Genomic DNA, 22,066 nt, shown 5'->3' on the forward strand with positions numbered 1-22,066 from the left:
TAAACAGATGAATAAAAAAAATCAACCTATTAATCCAATGACTCAAAAGGTTGAGTATTTAATGAGAGCGATTTATTTTGTAGAAACTAAATTAGGAGAATTAGAAACAAGTTTACTTGAAATTAAAAATCGTTCTTCTTCCTCTAATCATGATTTACCCAATGCTGCTAGGGTGACTGGTTTTTTACAACAAGCTAAAGTAAATAAAGTTGAGTTATCCGAATCTCAGTTAATAGAAGTATATAATGAAATTCCACAACTTTTGTCAGCTTATGCCGTAAAAGTGGCGTTAACGCCTGAAAGTTTTCGAGAACCCACTGAGGGGAATATTTTTTTAGAAGAAAGTGAAACGGGGAATTATTGGATTATCCGCACAGGTAATGAAATTCATTTGTTAGTTCCTAAAGTCAGTCTTAAGTTTGATATTTATAAATTAAAAACAGTTCAACATTTATTTAGTTTTCAAGGAGAAGTAAAAAGTCAAAACTCAGAATTTTTCTTAATGAGTCCGGCTAAGGTTTCTTGGTTATCCAATGGAAAACAATGGAAGCTGGAAGATAAAGGAGAACTGTATTTATTAGGATTAGGGGAAATTTTTCAAGGAAGTCAAGAAAGGGATGGGAGGTTACAAGAACGCCAAAAATTATTATGTTTATTGGAACAAGTATTAAAAGAAAATCAGGTGTTACGTTCTCAAATGGAAGGGTTACAAAGTCGTTTAGAGGTTATTGAGGAGGGGGTTAAGGATGCTTTCTAATGTTAGGGTAATTGCTTCTGCTGTCAAGGAAGGAAAAAGTTTACCGTTGTTGCTTTATGATGATGATATAGCAAGGCAATGGCAGGAAAATACTGAGAATATTTTAATTTATAAACGGAAAACTTTAGCGTCTTTATCTCCAGAAGAATTAGAGGATTTAAAAAATAATCGAGAGGTTATTGTCGTTGAAAAAAATGATTTATTTTTAGACGAGTTGTATTTTATTTATTTAGATGAGGCGTTACCGGGTGGTTTATTACCAGAAACGAAAAATAATGATTCAATTATTTTTAATGATAGACGGGTAACGCCGCTAATTCCGTTAAATCAGATATTGTTGGATTATTTTACCCCTGAAGATTTGGTCAGTAAAATTAAGTTTCAAATGCTTAAGGGAGAGGAAAATAAAGTCCGTTTAACCCTCAATTTACCTTTGAGTGGGATACAGTCAGATAAGAGTAATGAGAATCCGAAAGTTTATTCTTTATCTAAAGATTATACCCTGTTTGAGAAAAATTTACTGACAGACCAGTTGCCGGTGTTGGAGGTTTGGCCGAATTTTCAGGCGCAGGGATGGAAGGAGTATTATGGGTTTTATTATGATGCAGAATTGGGTGAGTCAACGTTTCAAGTTAGTTTTCCTAATGCTCGATATACTCACTCTTTTAAACAAGGAATGGGAACTTATCAAATGGTGCATTTAGAGTCTTTTCCTGAGTGCATTCATTGTTTAGATGGGGATAAAACTATTATTGGGTTAATTTTACTGAAGTCCCCCGAAACGGTGGAGTTAAAAAAGAAGTGGAAAGTTGGGGTTGATTTTGAAGCTTTGTTTACTAATGTTTATGTTAATGATAAAGGGGTTGCTGAAGCGCTTAAAATGGAAGATTTATTGTATCAAGTGACGGAAAGTAACTCAGAAACTCGGTTAACTGTATTGTTTGAATATTTCATTCCTCAAGCTTTTCTCCCCAAGGAGAAACCATTGCCTTTGCCAACTGTCCTGACGATGAATGGAAAAAATCCCCAGAATGAGAAGCTATTACCGATTTTAGATGGTCGGATTTATGTGCCAGATAGTTCACGATTTGACCCCAAGGAAGAGTGGGTTAAAACTGATTTAAAATGGTCGGTTAATAATCTCCCTTATATAGAAGTATTTTTAAAACATTTAGCATTACATATTACAGCATTAGCCGCTTATTCAGGGGTAAGGGAAATCGAATGGTTTTTGTCTTATCCTTCCCCCTTATCCCGACGATATAAAAGATTATATGTTTCTCTTTGGCAAGATTTAACAACCGAACTGGAAAAAACTACAGGGATTATTCAAAAAAGTCCTGATTTTAATTTTAATAACCTCCGTTCTGACAGTTTAGCTTTTGCTCAGTATTTTCGGGATTTTGAGGAGTATGATTTAGTTTATACAACTTGTGTTTATCTTTTAGATAGGACTGCTGATATTGGCATTTGGGAAGATAATCAACTGATTCATCAGACGACAATTTCATTAGGGGAAAAAGATTTATTCAGAGATTTTTTGCGAAGTAATCTTAAATTCGTTGAACAAAAATTCAAGCTTGACCCCCTTGACCGCAGGAGATGGAAAGATTTAACGAGAGAAGCTTTTGAGCGAAAGTTAAATGTTTGGATACGTTGGGAAAGTCATCATTGGTTAAAAAGTGAAAGAATTTTATTACAGGATGACCCAGATTTACAGGGTTTAGTACGACTGACGAGTATAGGGTTAGCGGGATTATATTATTATGTGGGAATTATTCTTGAAGTTCTCGGCCGTGAGGGGAAATATAAACGGAATAAAATTACTCCAGTTTATCTGGGGGGAAGAGGGTCACATATTTTAAATTGGTTAGATAATCGAGGCGTATTTAATAAAAATTCCGAAATTAATGAATTATTTAGTCGGATGTTAAGTGCCGGTTCTGGGTTTGAAGATACTGAAGAATTAACACGCTTATCTCGGCATTTGGGGGATGAAGTGGCCTGTGGGTTAGTGTTGAATGATACAAGGTTAAGTCAAATAGAAAATAATATTAATGAGGGCTTAATTGCTGGAGAAGATTTTCTCTTGAAAGTTTTTAATAATCGGGAAAACCAAGAGAACACTAAAAGGATTAGTAGGGAATCTCGTTTAAAACTTGAAGAGGGTGAGGAAGTAATAGATTTTAAAATACCAGAATTAGTGCAGTTACCAAAGTTTTTATATGAGTTTCATAAGGCGCTGAGGGATTTGGATATTGAGGAAATTACGCCGCTTAAAGGTTATGTTCGTTCCCCTGAACGAGACAAGAATAAGAAGTTATGGGATGAGACTCAAAGACATTTAGAAAGCTATTTGTTGAATAAAAAAGAACATTTTTCTAGAGAACCACCATTTATTTTAGGATTGAAGGCGTTGTTACAGGTTTTAGGACAGGAGTGGGTGGAGTCGGGGACTTATGATGAGGAGCAATCGAGGTAAATATTGGCTAATTTTAGGATTATTTTTCTTCTCTTTTGATGGCTATTTATGCTATAATTATATAAGCCTTGCTGAAAAGAAAGAAACGGTTGTAAATGAGAAAAAACTCAAAGGAGATGAGCATCTTTTACTTGAAAAAATGGAGCAATTAAATATTTCTTATTCTGCCTTTGAGCGGAGTTTGAATAAGTTTATTGATGACTTAGATAAAGTAAATCGAAAAGAACTTAGTCCAAACGACGTTGATTATCAAAATCCTCGTGAAAAACTTGAGCAATTAAAAAGAGCAACTGAGCAGTTGAGAGAGCAATTAGCGGCTAACAATCATCAAGAGATTGATTTAATAATTCAGATCATAGAAAAAAAATTAGATCCCTTTTTTCAATTGTTAGGTAATAAAATTGATGTCAAGCATCTTTATAAGGTTCAAATATTTCTAAATATTCCAGGTCGTCTCAATACTAATCAACAGTTAAATAAGGCAATTATTTATTTAAGTAATCAGAATAAAGACTTAAAAAAACATCTAAAAAAAGCCAATCAAACCTTAGATCCATCTCCGATAAAAGGAGAAGTAATTATCGTAATTTTATTAACTTTTTGGATTTTTATTTTTATCCTCATCATCATTAAAGATAAAATCTTGACTCGGCTTTATCAATATCAATCAGAAGAGAACTTATTTGATAAACCAGAGTTAATCGAAAAACATATTGAAGAGTCCATCCAGGGAATAGACGGGTTAATTAATCAGCCTTTTTTACCCGATAATGAAGCTAAATATAATGAAGAATTAGAAAATATTAAGAAAAGTATTGAGCAAATTAAAGCAGAAATTTATCAAGCCCAAAATATTCTCCTGTTGCCGCCTGTAGAAGAATTTACTGCGGAATCAATTCCACAACCCCCAAAACTTATCCCTGCTAAAAATGAAGAATTTACGCTTTTATATGAAGAGTTAGTTTTGTCTTATAATCAGAATCCCAATTTTTATGCTCCTAATGCGCTCAGGGTTTCTCAAACCGATGAAACTATAATCAACCCCAATTACGAAAGACAGAAAAAACCGAGGTTAAGCCTTCAAACTAATGGGATGTATTGGCTTATCCCTGTAAAAAATGTAACTTATCTAGTTCCTATAAAAACCTTAAAATTAAATGAGAATAACTTTCAGTTTTTTGAAGAATTATTTATTTGTTTTGGCTATCAGCCAGATTTTTCTAAAAGATTTAAATTGCTCAAACCAGCAGTCATTAGAGCAAGCGGCGAAGAGTGGGAATTAACCGAAAAAGGGGTTTTACAGTTTGAATCAGGGGAGTATGCTTGAACTTCTGCCCAGTTCCTTTTGCTTCTAAGCTAAGATAGAACCGAAAGCAATACTGATTTAATTAAAGCCTAAACAGATGAATTATAATAAAAAATGGACTTGTGACGGAATTCCGAAAAATCCCAAATACCAAGGAAAAGGTAAGTCTCACTCTCCCGTTGAAAATCGTCCCAATTATCCCCATTGTGTTGATTGTGGGTTGCCACGAGAAGCTATGATAAAACCAGGAGGAGGAGGGTCTAAAATAGGGTTAATGCTAGGGGGAGCGACGGTTATTTTGGCTTTGGGGGGAGTGGCGGCTTATGGGTTGCGCTCTCAATTTGTGAAGCCTTCTAGTTCGAGTCAATGTATGGTTAGTGGACCCAACCTAGAAACGGAACGGGTTAGCAGTGGGGAACGAAACTTATTTTCTCAGAATAATATTAATTTAGATCTTAAGCGGGGGATTGAGGATTTTAAGCTGGGAAATTATGAAACGGCGGCAAAGTTTTTTGAAAAAGCAAAAGAAGCCGCTCGAACAGACCCTGAACCGAAAATTTATTATAATAATGCTTTAGCAAGGTATAAAAAATCTCCCTTTAAAGTAGCGGTTGTCGTACCCATTGATAATAAAGGCACTTCCGCCCAAGAAATTTTGCGGGGGGTAGCGGATGCTCAGGAAAAGTTCAATCAAAACGGGGGGGCAGAAAATCGCTTGTTGGAAGTAATGATTTTTAATGATGGAAATGACCCCCAGGTTGCCGCTAGAATTGCTCAACAAATTAGTCAGGATGATACAATTTTGGGGGTGATTGGGCATAATTCTAGTGAGGCTTCTCAGGCGGCATTGCCTTGCTATCAAGAGAAGGGGATAGCAATGATTTCTCCCACTTCTACCAGTACCTCTCTAAAAGGAAATACTTTTTTTCGGACAGTGGCCAATGATGGAGTTACGGCAAAGGTTATGGGTGATTACCTTACCAATGATTTAAATGCCAAAAATATTATTATTTTTTATGATTCTCAGAGTAATTATAGTAAAAGCCTTTTGCAGGAAATAGAAAGTCAATTACCCCCTGCGATAATTAAAGACCGGATAGATATTAATCCTCCTGATTTTGATGTTAAGGCAAATGTAGACAGCAGTATTCAGGCAGGAGGAGACACGGCAATTTTACTACCTAGTACGGAGACAACATCGGTAGCCATTAGAATTGCTGAGGAAATTAAGGGAAGAATGAAAATATTAGGGGGTGACGCGCTTTATCTCCCAGATACGTTAATTCAGGGAGGAAATGCCGTTGAGAATATGGTGGTGGTTGCACCCGTTACCCCTTCTGATAATTACCAAACCGAAGCAAACCCGTCTTGGGGAGGACAGATTAATTGGCGGACGGTGGCGGGTTTTGATGCAACTGAGGCATTGATTGAAGCGATTAAAAACAGTCCCACTAATCCAACTCGCCAAAATATTCCAACAAATTTAGCCTCTATCAACGTAAATTCTGAAGCTTCTGGGAAAGCGTTGCAGTTTCAGGAGGGAGAACGTTCTTCTCAACCGGTTTTGGTCATAGCGAGTAAAGATGCTCCGGCTCCAAAAGGTGCTGAATTTGGCTTTAAGCCCTTGTCTAAACCTTAGTCAAAAAATTTTTTTATGGAACAGCAAGAACAAGAATTAATTAAGCGGCTAATTGAGTTGGAAAAGAAATTTCAAGCCTTAGAAAAAGCCTTGGAAGAGGGGAGTCATCCTTGGGGGATGCTGAAAGCTTCCCGGGTCGTTGGAGGGGTTATTGGGGAAAAACTCTCTATGTTGAATATTACGAGCGAGCAGTTAGTGGATTTATATCAAGATTGTCCACAGGTGTTGGCAGCAGTAGCGATTAAAGTGTCTTTAATGTCACAGAGTTATGAGAACCCATTAGCAGGGGAGATTTGTCTGGAAAAAACGGGTAATGGCAATTATTGGGTAATTGGGACTGAAGCGGAGAACTTTTGGTTAGTTCCCAAGGATACGATTAAAATTAATGCTCAGATGATGAAAACGGTTGAATCTTTGTTTAAGTGTGAGGGGTATCAAGCTTCTCAGACGAAGGAGTTTACCTTGATTCAAGCGGCTCAAGTGTCGAGAAGTCCTGACGGGGAACAATGGGTTTTAGAAGAGTTAGGTATATTAGATTTTAGGGATAGGTCTGTGGGTTCCCAATTACGAGAAGAATTGACCCAGATGCGAGAAGAAAGATTACAAATTGGGTTTCAGTTGAAACAATTAAATCAAGATTTTTGGTATTTTAAGCATGAGTTAGGACAGTTAATAGAAATGCGACCAGGAGAAGTCGATTCGTTGCAGGAGCAGCTAATGATTGCCACCCAGGAGCGCGATGAACTTAAGATGAAGGTAGAAGAGTTGCAGCAGCAGCTAATGATTGTCAGCAAAGAGCGTCTAAAATTGGAGAGGAAGGTTGAGCAGTTGTTTGAATTGATGAGCAAGTCTCAACCTATCCCTTCACAAGAGCTAGAAATTGAGCAAGAAGAACAAGAATCAGAGCCTTCAGAAGACTTATCTAAAAAATGGAAAAGGGTGGAATTAGTGCAGACATTAGAGAAACATACAGATTCTGTGCGGACTTTGGCAGTTGGGTGTTGGAAGGAATCTGAGGAAACACATCGTATAATTGCTAGTGGTGGATATGATAATACGATTAGGCTGTGGAATTGGCAAACAGGAGAATTGATTGAAACTGTGTCTGTAGCTGCTAGAGTTAATAAGCTTGCCATTAGTCCTATTGCACCTATCCTGGTGAGTGGTAGCGACCTGCGTTATTTGCAAGTATGGGATCTGTTAAAGGATGAGACAAAATTTTTAAAGCGTCATTCTGACCGCATCCTTGCAGTGGTGATTAGTCCTGATGGAAAAACCTTAGCGAGTGGGGGAGCAGACAAAAAGCTGAATATTTGGAATTTGCCAAGTGGCGAATTTCGCCAGACACTGACAGAAGAGGATAGTGCGATTTGTTGTTTAGCGATTAGTTCGGATGGGAAAATTTTAGTCAGTAGTAATGGCAACAATACAATTAAGCGCTGGAATCTGGAGACGGGTAAGTTAGAGAAAAGTTTGGGTACATATATGGGGTTAATTTGGGATTTAGCTATCAGTCCGGCTGAGAATATATTAGCTTGTGGTTGTCGGGATAGGCTGGTTAAGGTGTTAAATTTAACTACGGGAGAAATGCTACATCAATTAAGGGGACATTCTAAAGAAGTTTATGCGGTAGCGTTTAGTCCTGATGGACAGACATTAGCGAGTGGAAGTTTCGATAATACGGTGAAGTTGTGGAGGGTAAAAACCGGTGAACTTTTATGTACATTAACCGGACATCAAAGTGATGTTTATGGGGTGGCGTTTAGTCCGGATGGGCGTTTTTTGGTAAGTGGGGGAAGGGATAAATTAATTAAGATTTGGAAACCGATGTTTTAATTTTGCCACAGCCTTGCCCTACTTTTTTATATTCTGTAGGATGGGTGGTTGAATAAAAATCCAACCAATTACAACCGTTTGTTAATAAAGTATTTAAGTTAATTTCTCCGACGTTCCATTGTTGGATTATGCCATTATCACCTGCGGCAAAAAGGTATTTCCCCTCTGGGGTAAAACTAATGCTTACCGTTTCCTTCCAATCTCCCTCAAATTGGGCTATTTGACGACCTTTATAGTCCCAAAGTTTTATTTGATTGTTATCACTATATGCTGTAGCAATTAGGGCAAAAGATGAATCAGGATTGAATTCTACCTTTGTGATTTTATTCTCGTCAGCAAGTTCTTCTAAATCTTCGAGTAAAGGCTTTTCTTCCGGCTAAAAAGATGGCCAAGACCAGATTTTTACTTGCCCTTTTTCGTCAAGGCCGAGGATATATTTGCCATCTGGACTAAAGCTAATTTGTTTTAGTCCTGTTTCAGAAAGCCAATTTTTATCGAGAATTTTTTGTTCTAGATTCCAAAGTTTAACTTGACCATTTTCTGCTATGGTAACTAGCTTGTTTCCATCTGGGGTAAAGTTAGCATTTATAATATTATCAAAATCATTATTTAATGGTTTTGGGTTTTTTAAATCTTTCCCTTGATAAAGATAAGCTTTTTTATTGTCGTTGTAGATCGTTATAAAAAAGTTGTCTTTTCCAGCGATTAGAGTTATCTTATTGGAATCAACGACAACATACTCTTTTAAGCTTGCTGTTTCAAAATCCATAAGACTAACTACACTTTTGTTATCTTTGTAGGCGACAGTCATTAACCGACTATTATTTGGGGACTGATTGTCATTATCAAGATCTAGAAAAAAGCTGATTTGATTGACAGAGTAATTTTTTAAATCCATTTTATTTTTATCACTTATTTTTTTCAATTCAAGAGTTGAACTGTTGGAAGAATCTCGTTTATTATCTTTTTTCTCTATTAAATAAGCAAGATATTGAGTTCCGTTTTGAGTTTGAACAATCTTAAGATCTTTAATAGTTCCTTCATCATCAAGAAAAATCGTCTCATGATACTTTTTCAGATTAGATAAATCCCAAAGTCGAATCGTTGAAGATTCTTCCCCAGTTGCGAGATATTTTCCTTGAGGACTAGAACTAATACTACTGACAGGATTAGAGGAGTCGCTGATATCATGATTCAATTCATCGAGAGTTAGTAATGGGTTCGATTGGCTATCAGAAGAGGCAGGAACTTTATAAAATTTAATTTTACCACTAGGACCAGTTGTCGCTAAATATTCAATCTTTCGTTGATTAATATTTAACGAAACAAAGCTTAAACGAATATTTTTAGAATTACCTAGGTCTAAAGAATCACTTTTTAAGTTTTTTTGGAGTTCCCATAATTGGACTTTTCCTGATTTATTATCTACAGTAACAAGGAATTGTCCATTGGCGGAAAAATAGATGCTTTGTATCCTTTCTTTTGTATTAATTATAGGATAATTTTCTAAGGGAAGAATTTTATTATCCTCTGATATTGTCCACCATTGGACTTGGTTTTCTCTGTTGGCCGTAGCAATTACATATTTTTGCTCATTTAATTTTGGACTCAAGCTAACAGTGGTAAATTTGTCTCCTGGTAAGTTTCCAATCTTTTCTACATGACATTTTGAATTGCAGGAAACTCTAGCCAATTGAACTACAGAGTTTTTATTCTGTGCCTCTAATTTTAAAAGGGTTACTAAGAGTTTACCGTCAGAACTTAAAGAGATTGTTCCTATTTCTCCATGTTCATACTTATCGATAAAAAATTCCCCCCTAGACTTTCCTGATATGTCCCAAAATTTTAAGTTTTGACCTTTGTTACCTCCTGTGACAATTATAGGAGGGCTAGTATTAGGAATAAAACTAATACTTTTAAGATTACCTTGGTTTATTTGTTTTGGATCTATTAAGACTGGGGGGTTCTTAAATGGTTGTTCTGTAGGCAGTTCTAGATCCCAAATTCGGATTGAGCCATCATCACCCCCTGATGCTAAATATTTCTCATCTTTGCTAAAACTTAAGGTTAAAACAGGCGAATCATGTTCCTTGTAGTAGTTCTTTTCATAAATATTGTTGAAAATATATTGAAGGGCAAATATAGGGGTAAGAGTGGGATAATTAGACCAATTAGTTGCTTTTTTATATTTTGATTCTAATTGATCACCTACCTGTAAAGCTGAAATAAGGGAGTCTAATTGATTATTTGGGAAAGATTTTCGAGCTTCAGTTGCGTTGTTTCCCATTTCCCGATTGACAAAAGGGTTGTAAGGAGGAATCCATATTACTATTATTAAACTCATAAAAAATAACCCCAAAAATATTCTCCAGCGCCTTCTCACTTTACCAATAAATTGACCAAATTTATTCCAGCATGAAATTAGTTTTTGTTGTAAAATTCGCCACCCATTCGGGGGAGGGGTTATTATTGATTTAAGTTTGGGAATTTTATTTGGCTCTGTTTCTGAAAGTTTATTAATGGACTCTTCGATAAGATTGTCTAAAGATGATGGAATTTTAATTGACAATTTTTGTATTTCTTGATAAAAAGGGTTTCTGATTAAGTTTTCTTGAATAAAATTTGCATCTACTATTTTTTCATTTAAAGGATTGGTTAAAGCTAAAAAATCCCCTTCTTGTCGGTTTACTAAATTAAGTTCAATTAACTCTTCTTGGGCTGAGTAAACTGGATGAGTATCAGGGTAAGCTTTAGGTAATGAAGAATTAAGAATTTTTTGATAGATTATGAGACGTTGGAATTGTCGATATTTGTCTTCTGAATTGTCTAATAATAAATTGGTTATTAAATTTGATAATAGATTCTGTCCCCAAGGTATTTGAGGATTGTCCCAGTTTCCAATAATATTTGATTTTATTATTTCTTCAATGCGCTCTTCAATGCCCTCTACTGTATTAGAATTTAGTGTAATTAGATCAATAACTAAATCAATAATTTTACTTTTTAAATCTTCTTCTTGATCTAGTAAGTTTAACAAATTTGAAATGGCTGATGACCATTCGGAGATATTATTATAAATAAAATTATTCTTTAATTCCTCTTGAATCCAAGTTAAATTTATAATTTCTTGATGAAGTCGACTAGCAATTTGTAAGTTAGATTCCCAGTCAATAACTAAGCCAAGCTCAATTAGGTATTGCTTGGATGATTCAAGGTTTTGCGAGTTATTGATTGAATGGGAGCTTGATGGGTTGAGCAGAACTTTTTGATAAATAATCAGCCGTTGAAATTGAGAATACTCATCAGGAAATTGAGAATCCTGCTGAGGAGAATCGTTAAACAACAATTTCTTCTTAAGATTATCGAAATACTCTTGTAAAAACATTCTTAACCTCTATTTGTTAAAGGTTGAATAATTTCTGACTTAACCAACTCATCAATATAATTAGATTCTTTTTGATTGGGGTTGGTTTGATATTCGGGAGAACAAACGAGTTGACAAAGCTGTTGTATTAGATAGGGATGACCATTCGTCCAAGACAAAATCCAGTCGTGAATATTTTTTTCCCTTTTCAAATGCGCTGATAGCCCTGTAATAGGTTCTCCTTTGGGATATAATGAATTTTGGACAGAAATTTTCCATCCTAGTATTATATTTTCAAAATTACTATTTACTGTTTCTGTTGATTTGGGGAGAGTATCTAGAAAAACTAGACTAACGTTTTTATATTCTTGATTACGTTTCTTCTTATACATTAATTGAAGACTTAACCAAACTTTTTTTCGATATTCTATTTTTTTTTCTAAACTAGAATTATTGTCTTCTGCTTCAAAAAAATCAAGGATAAAAAAAATTTTTTTATCAGAATTGTTCTTGATCAGTCCTCTTGGGTCTTTATCTAAATCGTTTAAGGAATATTTAGTGTTTTTATTTAAAAAACTTTTAAAATTAATTTGGCTAACCATCTTATAAATAATTTCATCAGGCTTGGAGTTCAACTCATTTTTGAAGTCTTTCAAAAGCTCTTCTTTATGATTAAATTGAGAGCTAAATATATAGCAAAAGTCGCCAGCATTAGTAGCGGCGATTATTTTCTGGATAATAGGAGGTATGAGAGATGAAGTATCAATTTTTTGAGGAAACTGTTCTTGAATTGAGTTGAGTAACAGATCAAATCCATCTTCTGTCCAGTAATCAATATAATGAATATCAGGTAACGAATATCCTATATTTGGTATTAGTAACTCTGGCAGTTCACAGTTATTTAATTTTAAAGGAATAAAGTAAATTTGTCCGACTGGCATTCCTGCCATAAGATTTAAAGCTTGCCTTAACTCCTTCTGCACGTATCCTTGTTTTTTAACTGATGTCTCAGAAAAACAGGCAATAAATATACTGCTTTCACGAATTGCTTGGGAAATTCTTTCTGGCCAAATTTGTCCTGCTTTTAAGTCTTTCGGTGCTAACCAAGGTTTGTAGTCTTTGCTTTCGAGTTTTTCATATAATTCATACACATCCTCTCTGTCTTCTTCGGCATAAGCCAAAAAAATTTGAATACTTGACTTTTCTGTCATTTTTCCTCTTGCCAAAAATTTATTAGCTATTAACTCCAATTAAATTGACTACAAATGTAGAATTTACTAAGAAAAATAATTGTTTATAGTTCTGAGCAACCTTTCAAATCCATTTGGTTTCCAGTAATCCAACCATTGGATATTTTTTAACGCGATTCCATAGTCGACTTGCTGCAAATCTGGCACTTCACACTCATCTAACTTCAAAGGAATAAGGTAAATTTGTCCGGCTGGCATTTCTGCCATAAAATTCAAGGCTAATCTAAACTCTCTCTGTATATACCCCCTCTTCAGAACTGATGTTGAGGACAAACAGGCAATAAATATATCGCTGTTACGGATAGCTTTGGGGATTTCTTCTGGCCAGCTTTGCCCTGGTAGCAAGTCTTCTTTATCTATCCAAGGTTTGTAGCCTTCATCTTGGAGTTTGTTATATAGCTCCAACACCTGTGGTTTATCCTCACTGGCATGAGCCAAGAAGATCTGAATACTTGATTTTTCCTTCATATTTCTTGATATATACTGTTTCCTACCTATATTATCTTATTTTTTACTTTAAGAAAGAGACACTTGATCTTTTCTGCTTTTATAGCGAGGTAATGAAACTACTCTTGTTGGGACAGAGATCACTACTCCTGTTTAAAAATCCCTACCGCCCACTCTCAAAAATCATTGCTTAACTATTTAAAATCTTAAGTAAATCTAAAAATCATGCCTCAAACTGAGTTCGAGTTAGAAGGGGTTGAAATTATCGGGTAATCGCAAGTAGGGTGGGGTACTTTACTATTTAAAATGGCAGCTTAACTTTCGTGTACTGCGCTCCATAATCCCCCGGCAAAATGTGTAAATATTTACTGGTCGTGTTTAACCCAGAATGTCCCAATTCTTGCTGCTGAAGGTGAAGCGGGCTACCATTGATTAATTGATGTGTTGCCCCTGTGTGTCGAATCCAGTGGGGGCTGACCCCATATATTCCCACCCTCTCTCCGGCAGCTTTGACGATGCGCCATACTTGAACTGTCGAGTAAGCTTTATGCCTGTAATTGAGGAAAAGGGGCGAATCTCCTTTAGCATCGGCGGCTTTGGTCGCTTTCAGGACTTGCCACAACTGAGGGGTAATCGTCACTTTACGGGTTTTGTTTCCCTTGCCGAATAAGGTAACTAGAGCCGCCCCATCCGGCTTTTCTCTGATGTCTTTCCACTTGAGAGCGCAAAATTCTGAAACTCTAGCGCGAGTCTCGTAGAGTAATGTCAGCATTAATTGATGCTGACGATTCGGTTCAGCATATAGCATCCGTTCCCATTCGTCCTCAGTCAAGATCCTTTCGGAGATCGCGTCTTTGGTTTTCGGTGAGGGGACTGCTGCCCCTGGATTGGTTGAAATTAATTCATTTTTGTGAGCAAAGCTAAACAAAGACTTGATAGCGGCCAGTTTTCGCTTGCGGGAGGTGGGGGCATAACGTAGGGCTAGAGCGCTATCCCAATCAATAATATCAGCGATAGTAATTTGCTCGATGGGTTTATGGGTAAACTCCAGAAAATCTTGAATGTCGCGCATATACGAGCGGCGGGAGTCGGGAGACTTGCCGTGTAGCCACATCTGTATCAGTTTCAACTCCATCGCTGTTGCCAGCTTCCTCGTCCCCATGATGAAAGATAAACATGATTATCTTTCATCATACTTCGCACTCCGCGTCTAGACGCGAGTCTCTATTTAAGAGTGCGCGTGAGCGCACCCCACTTCGTCAAGCGTTTGAAGGGAAAGACGATCCTGAAAAATTTGCTCACAAGTTGTAAGAAAAAAAAGTTAAAAATTTTTTCAAAAATACACCTCAAGCTAAGACTGGGTAAGGGTTTGACCTTGCTTACACAACTTCTAGTATCCCGACAGTGAACTACCAACGCTCCTGAAGGAGTGAGCGTTGGCTTCCTACCCAACAGATAGCGCAGTAGTCGATTTCTTGCGTCCTCGATTACTGCGTCTTACATCTGGGCGACAGGCTTTATCCCCCGTCCCGGAGGTGAGGGGCTGTCCCTGGAGGAAACCTCCAGGGTTTATACGCCCCGTCAAAATTCGTAGTCCCTCGTCTCTGAGGTTAATCGCTGCGTTTACATCCCTATCGTGTTTGGCTTGGCAATACTCACAAGTCCATGTCCTTACGTCAAGCGGTAAACTGCCAACTTGATTTAAGCAGATATGACAAGTCTTAGAACTGGGAAAAAATCTATCTACTTCTTGATAAACTTTTCCGTCTTGTTCCGCTTTGTATTTAAGCATGGTACAAAATAGACCCCAACCAACTTGATGTATAGCTTTGGCTAGTTTATGATTCTGCATCATGCCTTTGACATTAAGATTTTCTACAATTACAACTTGACTTTCGTTAACTATCCTACGTGATAGTTTATGCAGAAAATCCTCACGACAGTTAGTAATTTTTGTATGTACCTTTGCAACTTTCTTTCTAGCCTTGATTCGATTATTAGAACCTTTTTGCTTTCTAGATAAATGTTGCTGTTTAACCTTTAAATTCTTTTCGTGTTTTTTTAGGAATCTAGGATTATCATATTTAGACCCATCACTCGTTATACAAAAATGGGCTAATCCTAAATCAACCCCTATTGCTTTTCCTTCAGAAGATGTTGAAGGCTTTTCTTTTCCATCTTCAAATAACACGGAAGCAAAGTATTGACCCGAGCAATTTCTTGATACGGTTACAGTCTTAATTTTCCCTTCAACTGGTCTATGAATAATTGCTTCAACCTCTCCAATCTTAGGAATGGTCACACTTTGCTCCGCCACCTTAACGTTCTGAGGATATTGTATTGACTGCCTACCGTGCTTTGATTTAAACCTAGGATACTTGGCTCTTTTTTCAAAGAAATTATTGAAAGCCACACCTAGATTCAGACAAACCTGCTGTAAACAGGCAGAATAAGCCAAGGATAGCCACTCGTACTCTTTTTTGAGTTGAGGGATTAACTTCTTGACTTCATATCCAGACAAGCCCTTTCCTGTGTCTCTATACGTCTCATTCATCAGATTAAGACAATAATTCCACAGCCAGCGACAATTTCCAAAGGATTGCTCCAATGATTGCCGTTGTTGTTCATCTGGATACAGCCTTATTTTGACGACCTTGAGCATTACTTAGAGTGAAAAGAATTTGCTATAAAGTATAGTAACACAAAATAATCCGTTGGTAGTCCCGCAGATTGGACGGATGTACCCTGCGAATTTCAAGCAGAATTGGCACGCCTGGATCTTTTAGATAATGCAGCGTTATGGCTCCTCGCCAAAAGTCATCAACAAGCGGTGGAGATGGAACGCTACAACCAACTTCTAGAGAAAAATCAACCGCGAGGAAATGGTCATAAAATTTTTGACTGGGAAAAATTTGTTGAATTTGTGGAAATTAATGGAGATAAATGAGACTTAAACCATATTTTGGCGCGAACGACAAAATATGCTTGAAAAAAAGGACTACTATAAGAGAAAGCCATTTGATAAATTTATGAATAAGCGCTCGCTTCGCTGTCTCTTTTCACTACGCTTTAAGTCCTGGGGGGTTTCCCCCCAGACCCCCCGTGGCAGGATTTTCGGATTCGGTGGCTGATGTTTATTTAAAGCTAAGAGACCGAAATGGTCTACACGCTCACTCCTTCCGACCGCTACGCGCTCATCCTGCTTGTTAAAACTTGTACAGATAAGTCAAACAGGTTCAGGCTTTTTCGGGTTCGGACCCAACTTGGTCGCGTTTGGGTTTACGCGCTCCTACTCTTCGCTTTGTCTTTTTCTGTGTTGATGTAGCATCAATGGAATCAGCTTCTTCTACTTTTACGCTCTCTTCTGATAAAGTTTCATTATTATGGGGTAGAGAGACAATTTCATCGTTTTTGACTGAAGTCGTTTTTTTTCTTCCTTTTTTAACAGTAGAGGCATCGGAAGTCTTAGAAGCGGTTGAAGTACGTTTTCGCCTAGGAGAATGAGTATTGGAGGTCGGAGTTATTGTGTCATCTATTGAAGTTGCTTTTGTCGAGAGGAGTGAAGGACTTGTAAAAGTGCTACTATCATCTGAAGATTCTTTTTCTTGAGTAGAGTTTGTAAGAATCCCTTCCATGTTTAATAATCGAGATAAATGGTCTTGGCGACTGGCGGAGTAAATTAATTGTTGCTCTCCTTCAACTGCATCTATAGCCATACGTTCGCACGCTCGCGAGGTTAAAAGCATACTCCTGTATTCGTTCTATCGTCAAAGTATCTTCACCTCGACGAAGACACGCTCCACTTGCCCGAATAAGCCAGTCCTTTAAAACGCCAACGCACCCAATCGAGCGTTCATAAAAATAAAACCATTGCTGCATCAATGACTCGATATCAGTATTAAGAGGAACTTGTTTAAGCAGAGCCAATAAAGCGGCTTGAAAATTTCGACGATCTTGTTCAACCGAAAATTGATAGCGTTTAAAATGTAAGTCGAGTCCACGTCGTGCGGCTTGACCATTTAGATTTTGAAAACTTAACAGTTCATAAGTTCCAATAAGAACATGAAGGACACCAGTGACATTAGTTATGGATTTTATCCAGTCTAATTGGTCTAATAATTTGCTGGCACTCTGACCATTACCAACTTTCATCAAATGTTGTGCTTCATCTAAAATGACAGCCCGTACTCCATGTTTAATTAAAGCATCTTCAAAAGCTCGACGTAATTCGGTTGAGTCATTAAATTGTGCATTTTTACTGCGACTACGTCCTTTTTTTTCCCAAGTTTGTTCAGTATTAATATCAACCAGTAGCCGACGTTCATAAAAGGGTTCACCGAGAGTTTCCAGGGCTATACGATAATAGTTAGCCCGATTAAAAATACCATCATCAGATGAGCGAACTTCTAAAACAAGTAATGGTAACGACCCTTGAGAGGAGACACTATTTTTATTTTTAGGGGTTCGAGAAACATTATTTGTTTGACTATTAAACCTTTTTTCTAGACGCTTAATCATTGTTGTTTTGCCCACCCCCGATGGTCCATAAACTAAGACATGAGCAAATCCGCCCGGCTCGATAATAGCACTCATCAAAGCTTGGCTAACTTCCTTCAAGTTAGGGTGTAGCACTGCATATTCTTTAAAACTAGCTAATTGAGGATCTGAATCAGCTTCCAAGTCGAAGTCTAAATCAAAGTCTTCCATTATCTGTACTCCTCAAAAATTGGCAACTCTGATACATCGACAGAAAGAGAAATTGGGTAAGTGGCTTGATTGGAGGCTGATACTTCTAATTGTTTTGAGGATTGAGGAATTGAACTACTTCTAGGGTTAGAAATAGGCATTTTTATTTCTTGTTCAGTTGGGGATTCGGTGAGGAAACTATCGAGAATCATTTTTGCTTCTAAATCTCGTAATCTTTGCATTAATAAAGTTTCATGTTTTTGGACATCAGATAAAAACTCAGCTAAACGTTGAGCCGACAGAGGAATTGAAATATTGGTGAGTTTTTTCAATTGTTTAATCTCAACTGATGCTAGAAACAGTTCTTTTTCACTTCTCCCAGAAAAAATGCTGTAATACTGAGAAATACATTTAACCCAACGTCCTTGTACATAGGCATAAGCCACACCCACATCCATCGGGTCATAACGAACTGAGACTTTAGTTCGCTCTAGTTCAGGATTACGAAAAGTTTCGCTCCAATAATAAAGGTAATGTAGCTTGATTCCACGCCCAGGTTGAACTTGGGCAACTCCTGAAGAGGAAGAAGGAAGGGTAGCTAAAATAAAATCTTCATTGTAGGCGATATGCCGATGCTCTCTTTCTCCTGTTAAAATTAACCCTTGTTCATAAGCCAGTAGAGGTGTGGTAAAAAGAGCGGGATGTTCGGTTGTATCGTAAAGTTCGCCCCTCCCATTGTTGAAGATAAGTGTAAAGATCTCCTAAAGTCCAAACGGCTTGCCCTTTTGGATTAATATCTGACGTAAGGGTTCTAGGTTGTTTAGAAGCTTGAGTGTTCCCTAACAAGTTATAGACGAACTGAGTATTGGTTGTATCGAACAGCCGCTCGATTACACTGCCAAAACGGGGTTTCTTGGTAGGACGAGTTTTTTTTGTACAGTAATACCTTGCTAGTAAGCTATCAAAATAAACACTGTGGAATTCTTTGCCTCCATCGACTACTAATGACTCAGGAAAGCGCCCTGTACGCTGAACGCCGATTCGCAAAGCCATCATACAAGACCTGTAAGAGGGCGGGTCAAAAGTTAGATAAACTGACAGAATACGACGGCTGTAAGCGTCAGTCAGTAGAGTCATCCAAGGTCGTCCCAACAGTCGCCCTGTGGTAGAAGAACGTAATTCAATATCTAGCTGTGTATGGTCCAGATGGCAAATCGCTCCTGGCCGGTCTCCGTGGCGTGGTGTAGAAGCATTTAACTCCCAATACCAACTACTTTGGTTATAAGCTATGGTCGCTCCGTATCGTTTGCTTAGTTGCTCAGGGGCGCGACGTTTTTTCAGGCGTTGGTAAAATGTACTATGGGAGAGTGCAATTAAATTTTGCTCAGTACAAGCTTTTTTATAAGCTCGGTAAACTGACGCTGCCGGAGCCTGTCTGGGTGTGTCAAAATGGGTTGTGATAAAAGTTTCCAGTAATTCTCGTGCTGCTGGAGGTGTTTTCGCATTCCGATTACCTTGTTTTTTTCTTTGTGGTAACAAACCAACATATCCACAGCCGTACTTGTCAGTTGCTTCTCGAAATTTTTTCGACCAACGTTGTAATGTACGCTGCGAAACGTTCTGACATTCTTCAGTTTGACCTGATAAATAAGCTTGTACTAAGTGAAAACGATTATTAGCTACTTTAAGATCTCCGGAGCGCCGCTTCACTCATCAGAGTTTGAACTTCTTGAGCGGTAACTGATGATTCTTTTTCTGTAATAAAATTAATTTGCCCAGTTTCAAGTAAAGATTCCCAAAAAGTCCGATTTATCTGTATTGGTTGTCCAATTTCAGGTAATAAAGTTATCGTTTTTTGTCCAGGGTTTAATAATCTCCAAACTCTTCCATCCCATTTAATAACTGTGTTAGGTTCAACTTCTCTATCAACTTTTGAAAGAGGGAGCGAAACTTGTTTAATTATTGACACAGCGTCGTAAGTGGCTTTATCTGTATATAAGCGTACTGACTTTTGGTCGATTAAAGGACATTCCGATAAATTTACATATAATTGTTCAAGCGCAATCATTGCATACAAATCATTAGCTCGAATGCCTTTGATGCTATTTTTAACGGACGAAAAAGTAATTGAAGAGTTTTCCGTGACAAGTTTTTTGACTTGTGTAGTGATTTTCTCGTTGATGGAAACGCTACCTTTCAAATAGTCTTCCAGAAACATCAAATTTTGAATATAAATTCTGTCTAAATTCGCATCCGAGCGGACATAATATTTTAATCCTAACTGACTTGCGTAAGCTTCACCCGGTGGGCAGTACCACTGACCGTTTTCGGCTTTTTGATAACGAGTCGGATATTTTTCGCTCAGTTTAATCAGTTGAGCTTCGGTTTTCCATTCTTCCCATCCCGCACCTCCAGTACGTAGTACGAAAAAGTCTGGAGTATGATAATGCCCAATGTTTCGTCCGGCTGCATTTTTATAGCGAATCTTAAAGCCCTCTGGTTGGTCATAAAATTCTAATACCTCTTCACAATGCTCCATTTGGTAAATAGCCCATAATTCGACCCGGTGACTCTCGAACTGAATTGTTACTCCCATTTTCTGGCTTGGGTATGTTCCGCTTACATTGCCAGCCTTTCCTTGTACTCGTCGAGTGGGAGGAGCAGTCCGAATTCGCTCAATCAACTCGATTGTTTTTGAGTCGAGACAGAGGGTTTGACACCAATGAGCAAATTCTGTTGGATTCAATCAGTTTTCCTCAACTAGGTCGATTGGGAGGACGTTTGAGACCTTGGGCTTCTTTAAGTATAAATCATATCTTGTCGTTTTCAATGATATTTTGTCGTCAAAAATCTTTGACTTAAAAAATAAAAGGCGACTTGGCAGTAATTTTAACAAGCGCGAACTCAACGACACAATATGATTGATTTTGCGAACTCAACGACATAATATGGTTGAAACTAGGGTTGGCAAAAACCCTCAAACTCCGTATAACCGCGCCAAAATATGATTTTAAATTACGCCAAAATATGGTTTAAGTCTCAATAAAACTCAAGCTGAGATGGCGAAACTATGGCCAGGCGACGGGTGATCGTACAAGATCAAGAGCTTTAAAAAAAATTGGATTCACTCGGAAAAAAAACTTATGGTTATCGAGAAAGAAATGAAACAAAAAGAGAAGGGCGTGTTAATATGATAGCCGCTTGGTGTGATGGCAAATTATTCGCCACATTTACGGTTGAAGGAGCGATAAACCGAACCGTATTTGAAACTTGGTTAAACACTTGTTTAAAGCCTGGACAAATAGCAATTGCAGCCTCTCGCAACTTTTCATAGAGGTGGACAGATTAAAGAGTTAATTGAATCAGCCGGTTGTCAATTAAAATATTTACCATCTTATTCACCTGCTCTTAATAAAATCGAACAATGTTGGTCATGGTTAAAGAGTCGAATTCGTAAACGAATCAATTAATTTAATTGTATAAGCGGATGCTATGGAAGATGTGCTTGTGAAAGCGTCCTAACCGCCTTGGCGATTGCTATATAACATTGAAGAAGCCGTCCCTTTTTTTGAAAGTTTGCTACAACAGTTTAATATTCCTAGTCGCCTTGTCGTTATGTCTTAATTAATAAGGAGAATCCCAACATGGAATACCTCATTACACCCCCAGAATCAACGGAATGGAGAATTAACCCAGATGCGTTGATAGAAGATTTAGAGAAATCTTGGTCACAAATTGAGCTTAAGACAGTCACTAATCCAGATGATTACTATTGTCTAGAATGGATTATTACAAGCCCTGAAACTGGACAAAGAATCGATGGTGCATTACATCGAGATTTACAGGGAATTAGCTTAGATGGTTATATACTTGACTGTGCTGCTTTTGCCGTTTGGTTTCGCTCTTTAGTATCTCCCTCGCCCAAATTGGTCTTTTGTGACCAAGGATTTAATTCTCACGTTTTTTTACAGGAAAATATGACAGGAGCAGAAATTGTGCAGCCTTTTTTAGCGTTGGTTTAACTCAAATATTTCTTAGGAGTAATAATCTCAGCTACTCAGACAAGTCAATAACTTATTCGAGTTTAAGGACAAAATTATTGGCTTTTCCTATGATATCTGATTAGAGGACTATTATTTGCCTATAACATAACCAATTGTTACGTTTAAAGCCAAGTTTTGCCTTTATTGCATTTTTTTATGTGAACCAAGAAAGCCTACCTCTGATTGGGTTCAGTCCCCAATTTCTTCTCAATCCTTTGTAACTTAGTATTTGACCACCCCAATCTTTGATAAATGG

General features: G+C 37.4%; 18 protein-coding genes and 2 pseudogenes. 8 read left to right on the top strand and 12 right to left on the bottom strand.

Annotated features, from left to right (window positions below; translation table 11 throughout):
* Nucleotides 1–7: 7 nt before the first annotated feature.
* The 5 genes from CYAN7822_RS33860 to CYAN7822_RS35220 all read left to right on the top strand — a co-directional run bounded on the left by CYAN7822_RS33860 (nt 8) and on the right by CYAN7822_RS35220 (nt 8,020).
* Nucleotides 8–757 (top strand): hypothetical protein, encoded by a 750-nt coding sequence (locus CYAN7822_RS33860; RefSeq protein ID WP_013325745.1) that lies wholly within the window; start codon nt 8–10, stop codon nt 755–757.
* A complete protein-coding gene (locus CYAN7822_RS33865) occupies nt 747–3,239 on the top strand; it encodes a hypothetical protein (RefSeq protein ID WP_013325746.1) in 2,493 nt (830 codons plus the stop codon). The genes CYAN7822_RS33860 and CYAN7822_RS33865 overlap by 11 nt, the downstream gene beginning before the upstream one ends.
* Nucleotides 3,217–4,566, top strand: a complete 1,350-nt coding sequence (locus CYAN7822_RS33870; RefSeq protein WP_013325747.1) for a hypothetical protein — start codon at nt 3,217–3,219, stop codon at nt 4,564–4,566. The genes CYAN7822_RS33865 and CYAN7822_RS33870 overlap by 23 nt, the downstream gene beginning before the upstream one ends.
* A 76-nt stretch (nt 4,567–4,642) precedes the next feature.
* Complete coding sequence (locus tag CYAN7822_RS33875) at nt 4,643–6,184, top strand: ABC transporter substrate-binding protein (protein WP_013325748.1); 1,542 nt, start codon at nt 4,643–4,645, stop codon at nt 6,182–6,184.
* 15 nt (nt 6,185–6,199) lie between these two features.
* Nucleotides 6,200–8,020 carry a WD40 repeat domain-containing protein gene (locus CYAN7822_RS35220; protein WP_013325749.1) on the top strand — a complete coding sequence of 607 codons (1,821 nt, stop codon included), beginning with the start codon at nt 6,200–6,202 and terminating at the stop codon, nt 8,018–8,020.
* Here the strand turns inward: CYAN7822_RS35220 and CYAN7822_RS40685 are convergent.
* The 6 genes from CYAN7822_RS40685 to CYAN7822_RS33905 all read right to left on the bottom strand — a co-directional run bounded on the left by CYAN7822_RS40685 (nt 7,995) and on the right by CYAN7822_RS33905 (nt 15,743).
* Nucleotides 7,995–8,342: a WD40 repeat domain-containing protein gene (locus CYAN7822_RS40685; protein ID WP_157872072.1), complete on the bottom strand. Its 348-nt coding sequence runs from the start codon at nt 8,340–8,342 to the stop codon at nt 7,995–7,997. The genes CYAN7822_RS35220 and CYAN7822_RS40685 overlap by 26 nt on opposite strands.
* Nucleotides 8,343–8,396: 54 nt before the next feature.
* Nucleotides 8,397–11,405, bottom strand: coding sequence for a WD40 repeat domain-containing protein (locus tag CYAN7822_RS33885; protein WP_041934454.1), 3,009 nt, complete (start codon nt 11,403–11,405; stop codon nt 8,397–8,399).
* Nucleotides 11,406–11,407: 2 nt separating this feature from the next.
* Complete coding sequence (locus CYAN7822_RS35225; protein WP_013325750.1) at nt 11,408–12,595, bottom strand: toll/interleukin-1 receptor domain-containing protein; 1,188 nt, start codon at nt 12,593–12,595, stop codon at nt 11,408–11,410.
* Nucleotides 12,596–12,661: 66 nt separating this feature from the next.
* On the bottom strand, nt 12,662–13,102 hold the full coding sequence (locus CYAN7822_RS33895; RefSeq protein ID WP_013325751.1) for a toll/interleukin-1 receptor domain-containing protein: 441 nt from the start codon (nt 13,100–13,102) through the stop codon (nt 12,662–12,664).
* A gap of 280 nt (nt 13,103–13,382) precedes the next feature.
* Nucleotides 13,383–14,243, bottom strand: a complete 861-nt coding sequence (locus CYAN7822_RS33900) for a tyrosine-type recombinase/integrase (RefSeq protein ID WP_013325752.1) — start codon at nt 14,241–14,243, stop codon at nt 13,383–13,385.
* 282 nt (nt 14,244–14,525) lie between these two features.
* Entirely contained in the window at nt 14,526–15,743 is a 1,218-nt protein-coding gene (locus CYAN7822_RS33905; protein WP_013325753.1) for an RNA-guided endonuclease InsQ/TnpB family protein, read from the bottom strand.
* A gap of 102 nt (nt 15,744–15,845) precedes the next feature.
* On the opposite strand from CYAN7822_RS33905, the gene CYAN7822_RS33910 reads away from it, so the two are divergent.
* The gene (locus CYAN7822_RS33910; RefSeq protein WP_041934456.1) at nt 15,846–16,028 is read left to right on the top strand and encodes a hypothetical protein; all 183 of its coding nucleotides are present in this window, start codon (nt 15,846–15,848) and stop codon (nt 16,026–16,028) included.
* 289 nt (nt 16,029–16,317) lie between these two features.
* Here CYAN7822_RS33910 and CYAN7822_RS40040 read toward each other — a convergent pair whose 3' ends face one another.
* The 6 genes and pseudogenes from CYAN7822_RS40040 to CYAN7822_RS40060 all read right to left on the bottom strand — a co-directional run bounded on the left by CYAN7822_RS40040 (nt 16,318) and on the right by CYAN7822_RS40060 (nt 20,513).
* Nucleotides 16,318–16,797 (bottom strand): hypothetical protein, encoded by a 480-nt coding sequence (locus CYAN7822_RS40040; protein ID WP_049802735.1) that lies wholly within the window; start codon nt 16,795–16,797, stop codon nt 16,318–16,320.
* On the bottom strand, nt 16,778–17,788 hold the full coding sequence (locus tag CYAN7822_RS33915) for an ATP-binding protein (protein WP_245602874.1): 1,011 nt from the start codon (nt 17,786–17,788) through the stop codon (nt 16,778–16,780). Before CYAN7822_RS33915 ends, CYAN7822_RS40040 begins: the two co-directional genes overlap by 20 nt.
* Nucleotides 17,788–18,225, bottom strand: a complete 438-nt coding sequence (locus CYAN7822_RS40045; RefSeq protein WP_245602875.1) for a hypothetical protein — start codon at nt 18,223–18,225, stop codon at nt 17,788–17,790. Before CYAN7822_RS40045 ends, CYAN7822_RS33915 begins: the two co-directional genes overlap by 1 nt.
* A gap of 18 nt (nt 18,226–18,243) precedes the next feature.
* Nucleotides 18,244–18,525, bottom strand: a pseudogene (locus CYAN7822_RS40435) (hypothetical protein); the annotation flags it as partial.
* Complete coding sequence (locus CYAN7822_RS40055; RefSeq protein WP_245602876.1) at nt 18,434–19,477, bottom strand: primase-like DNA-binding domain-containing protein; 1,044 nt, start codon at nt 19,475–19,477, stop codon at nt 18,434–18,436. The pseudogene CYAN7822_RS40435 and the gene CYAN7822_RS40055, both read right to left, overlap by 92 nt.
* Complete coding sequence (locus CYAN7822_RS40060; RefSeq protein WP_245602877.1) at nt 19,452–20,513, bottom strand: TnsA endonuclease N-terminal domain-containing protein; 1,062 nt, start codon at nt 20,511–20,513, stop codon at nt 19,452–19,454. The genes CYAN7822_RS40055 and CYAN7822_RS40060 overlap by 26 nt, the downstream gene beginning before the upstream one ends.
* Nucleotides 20,514–20,808: 295 nt before the next feature.
* Here CYAN7822_RS40060 and CYAN7822_RS40065 point away from each other — a divergent pair.
* Nucleotides 20,809–21,237 (top strand): annotated as a pseudogene (locus CYAN7822_RS40065) (transposase); the annotation flags it as partial.
* 174 nt (nt 21,238–21,411) lie between these two features.
* Nucleotides 21,412–21,789 carry a hypothetical protein gene (locus CYAN7822_RS33930; RefSeq protein WP_013325754.1) on the top strand — a complete coding sequence of 126 codons (378 nt, stop codon included), beginning with the start codon at nt 21,412–21,414 and terminating at the stop codon, nt 21,787–21,789.
* Nucleotides 21,790–22,066: the final 277 nt, after the last annotated feature.

Source organism: Gloeothece verrucosa PCC 7822 (assembly GCF_000147335.1).
GTDB classification, from domain to species: Bacteria; Cyanobacteriota; Cyanobacteriia; order Cyanobacteriales; family Microcystaceae; genus Gloeothece; species Gloeothece verrucosa.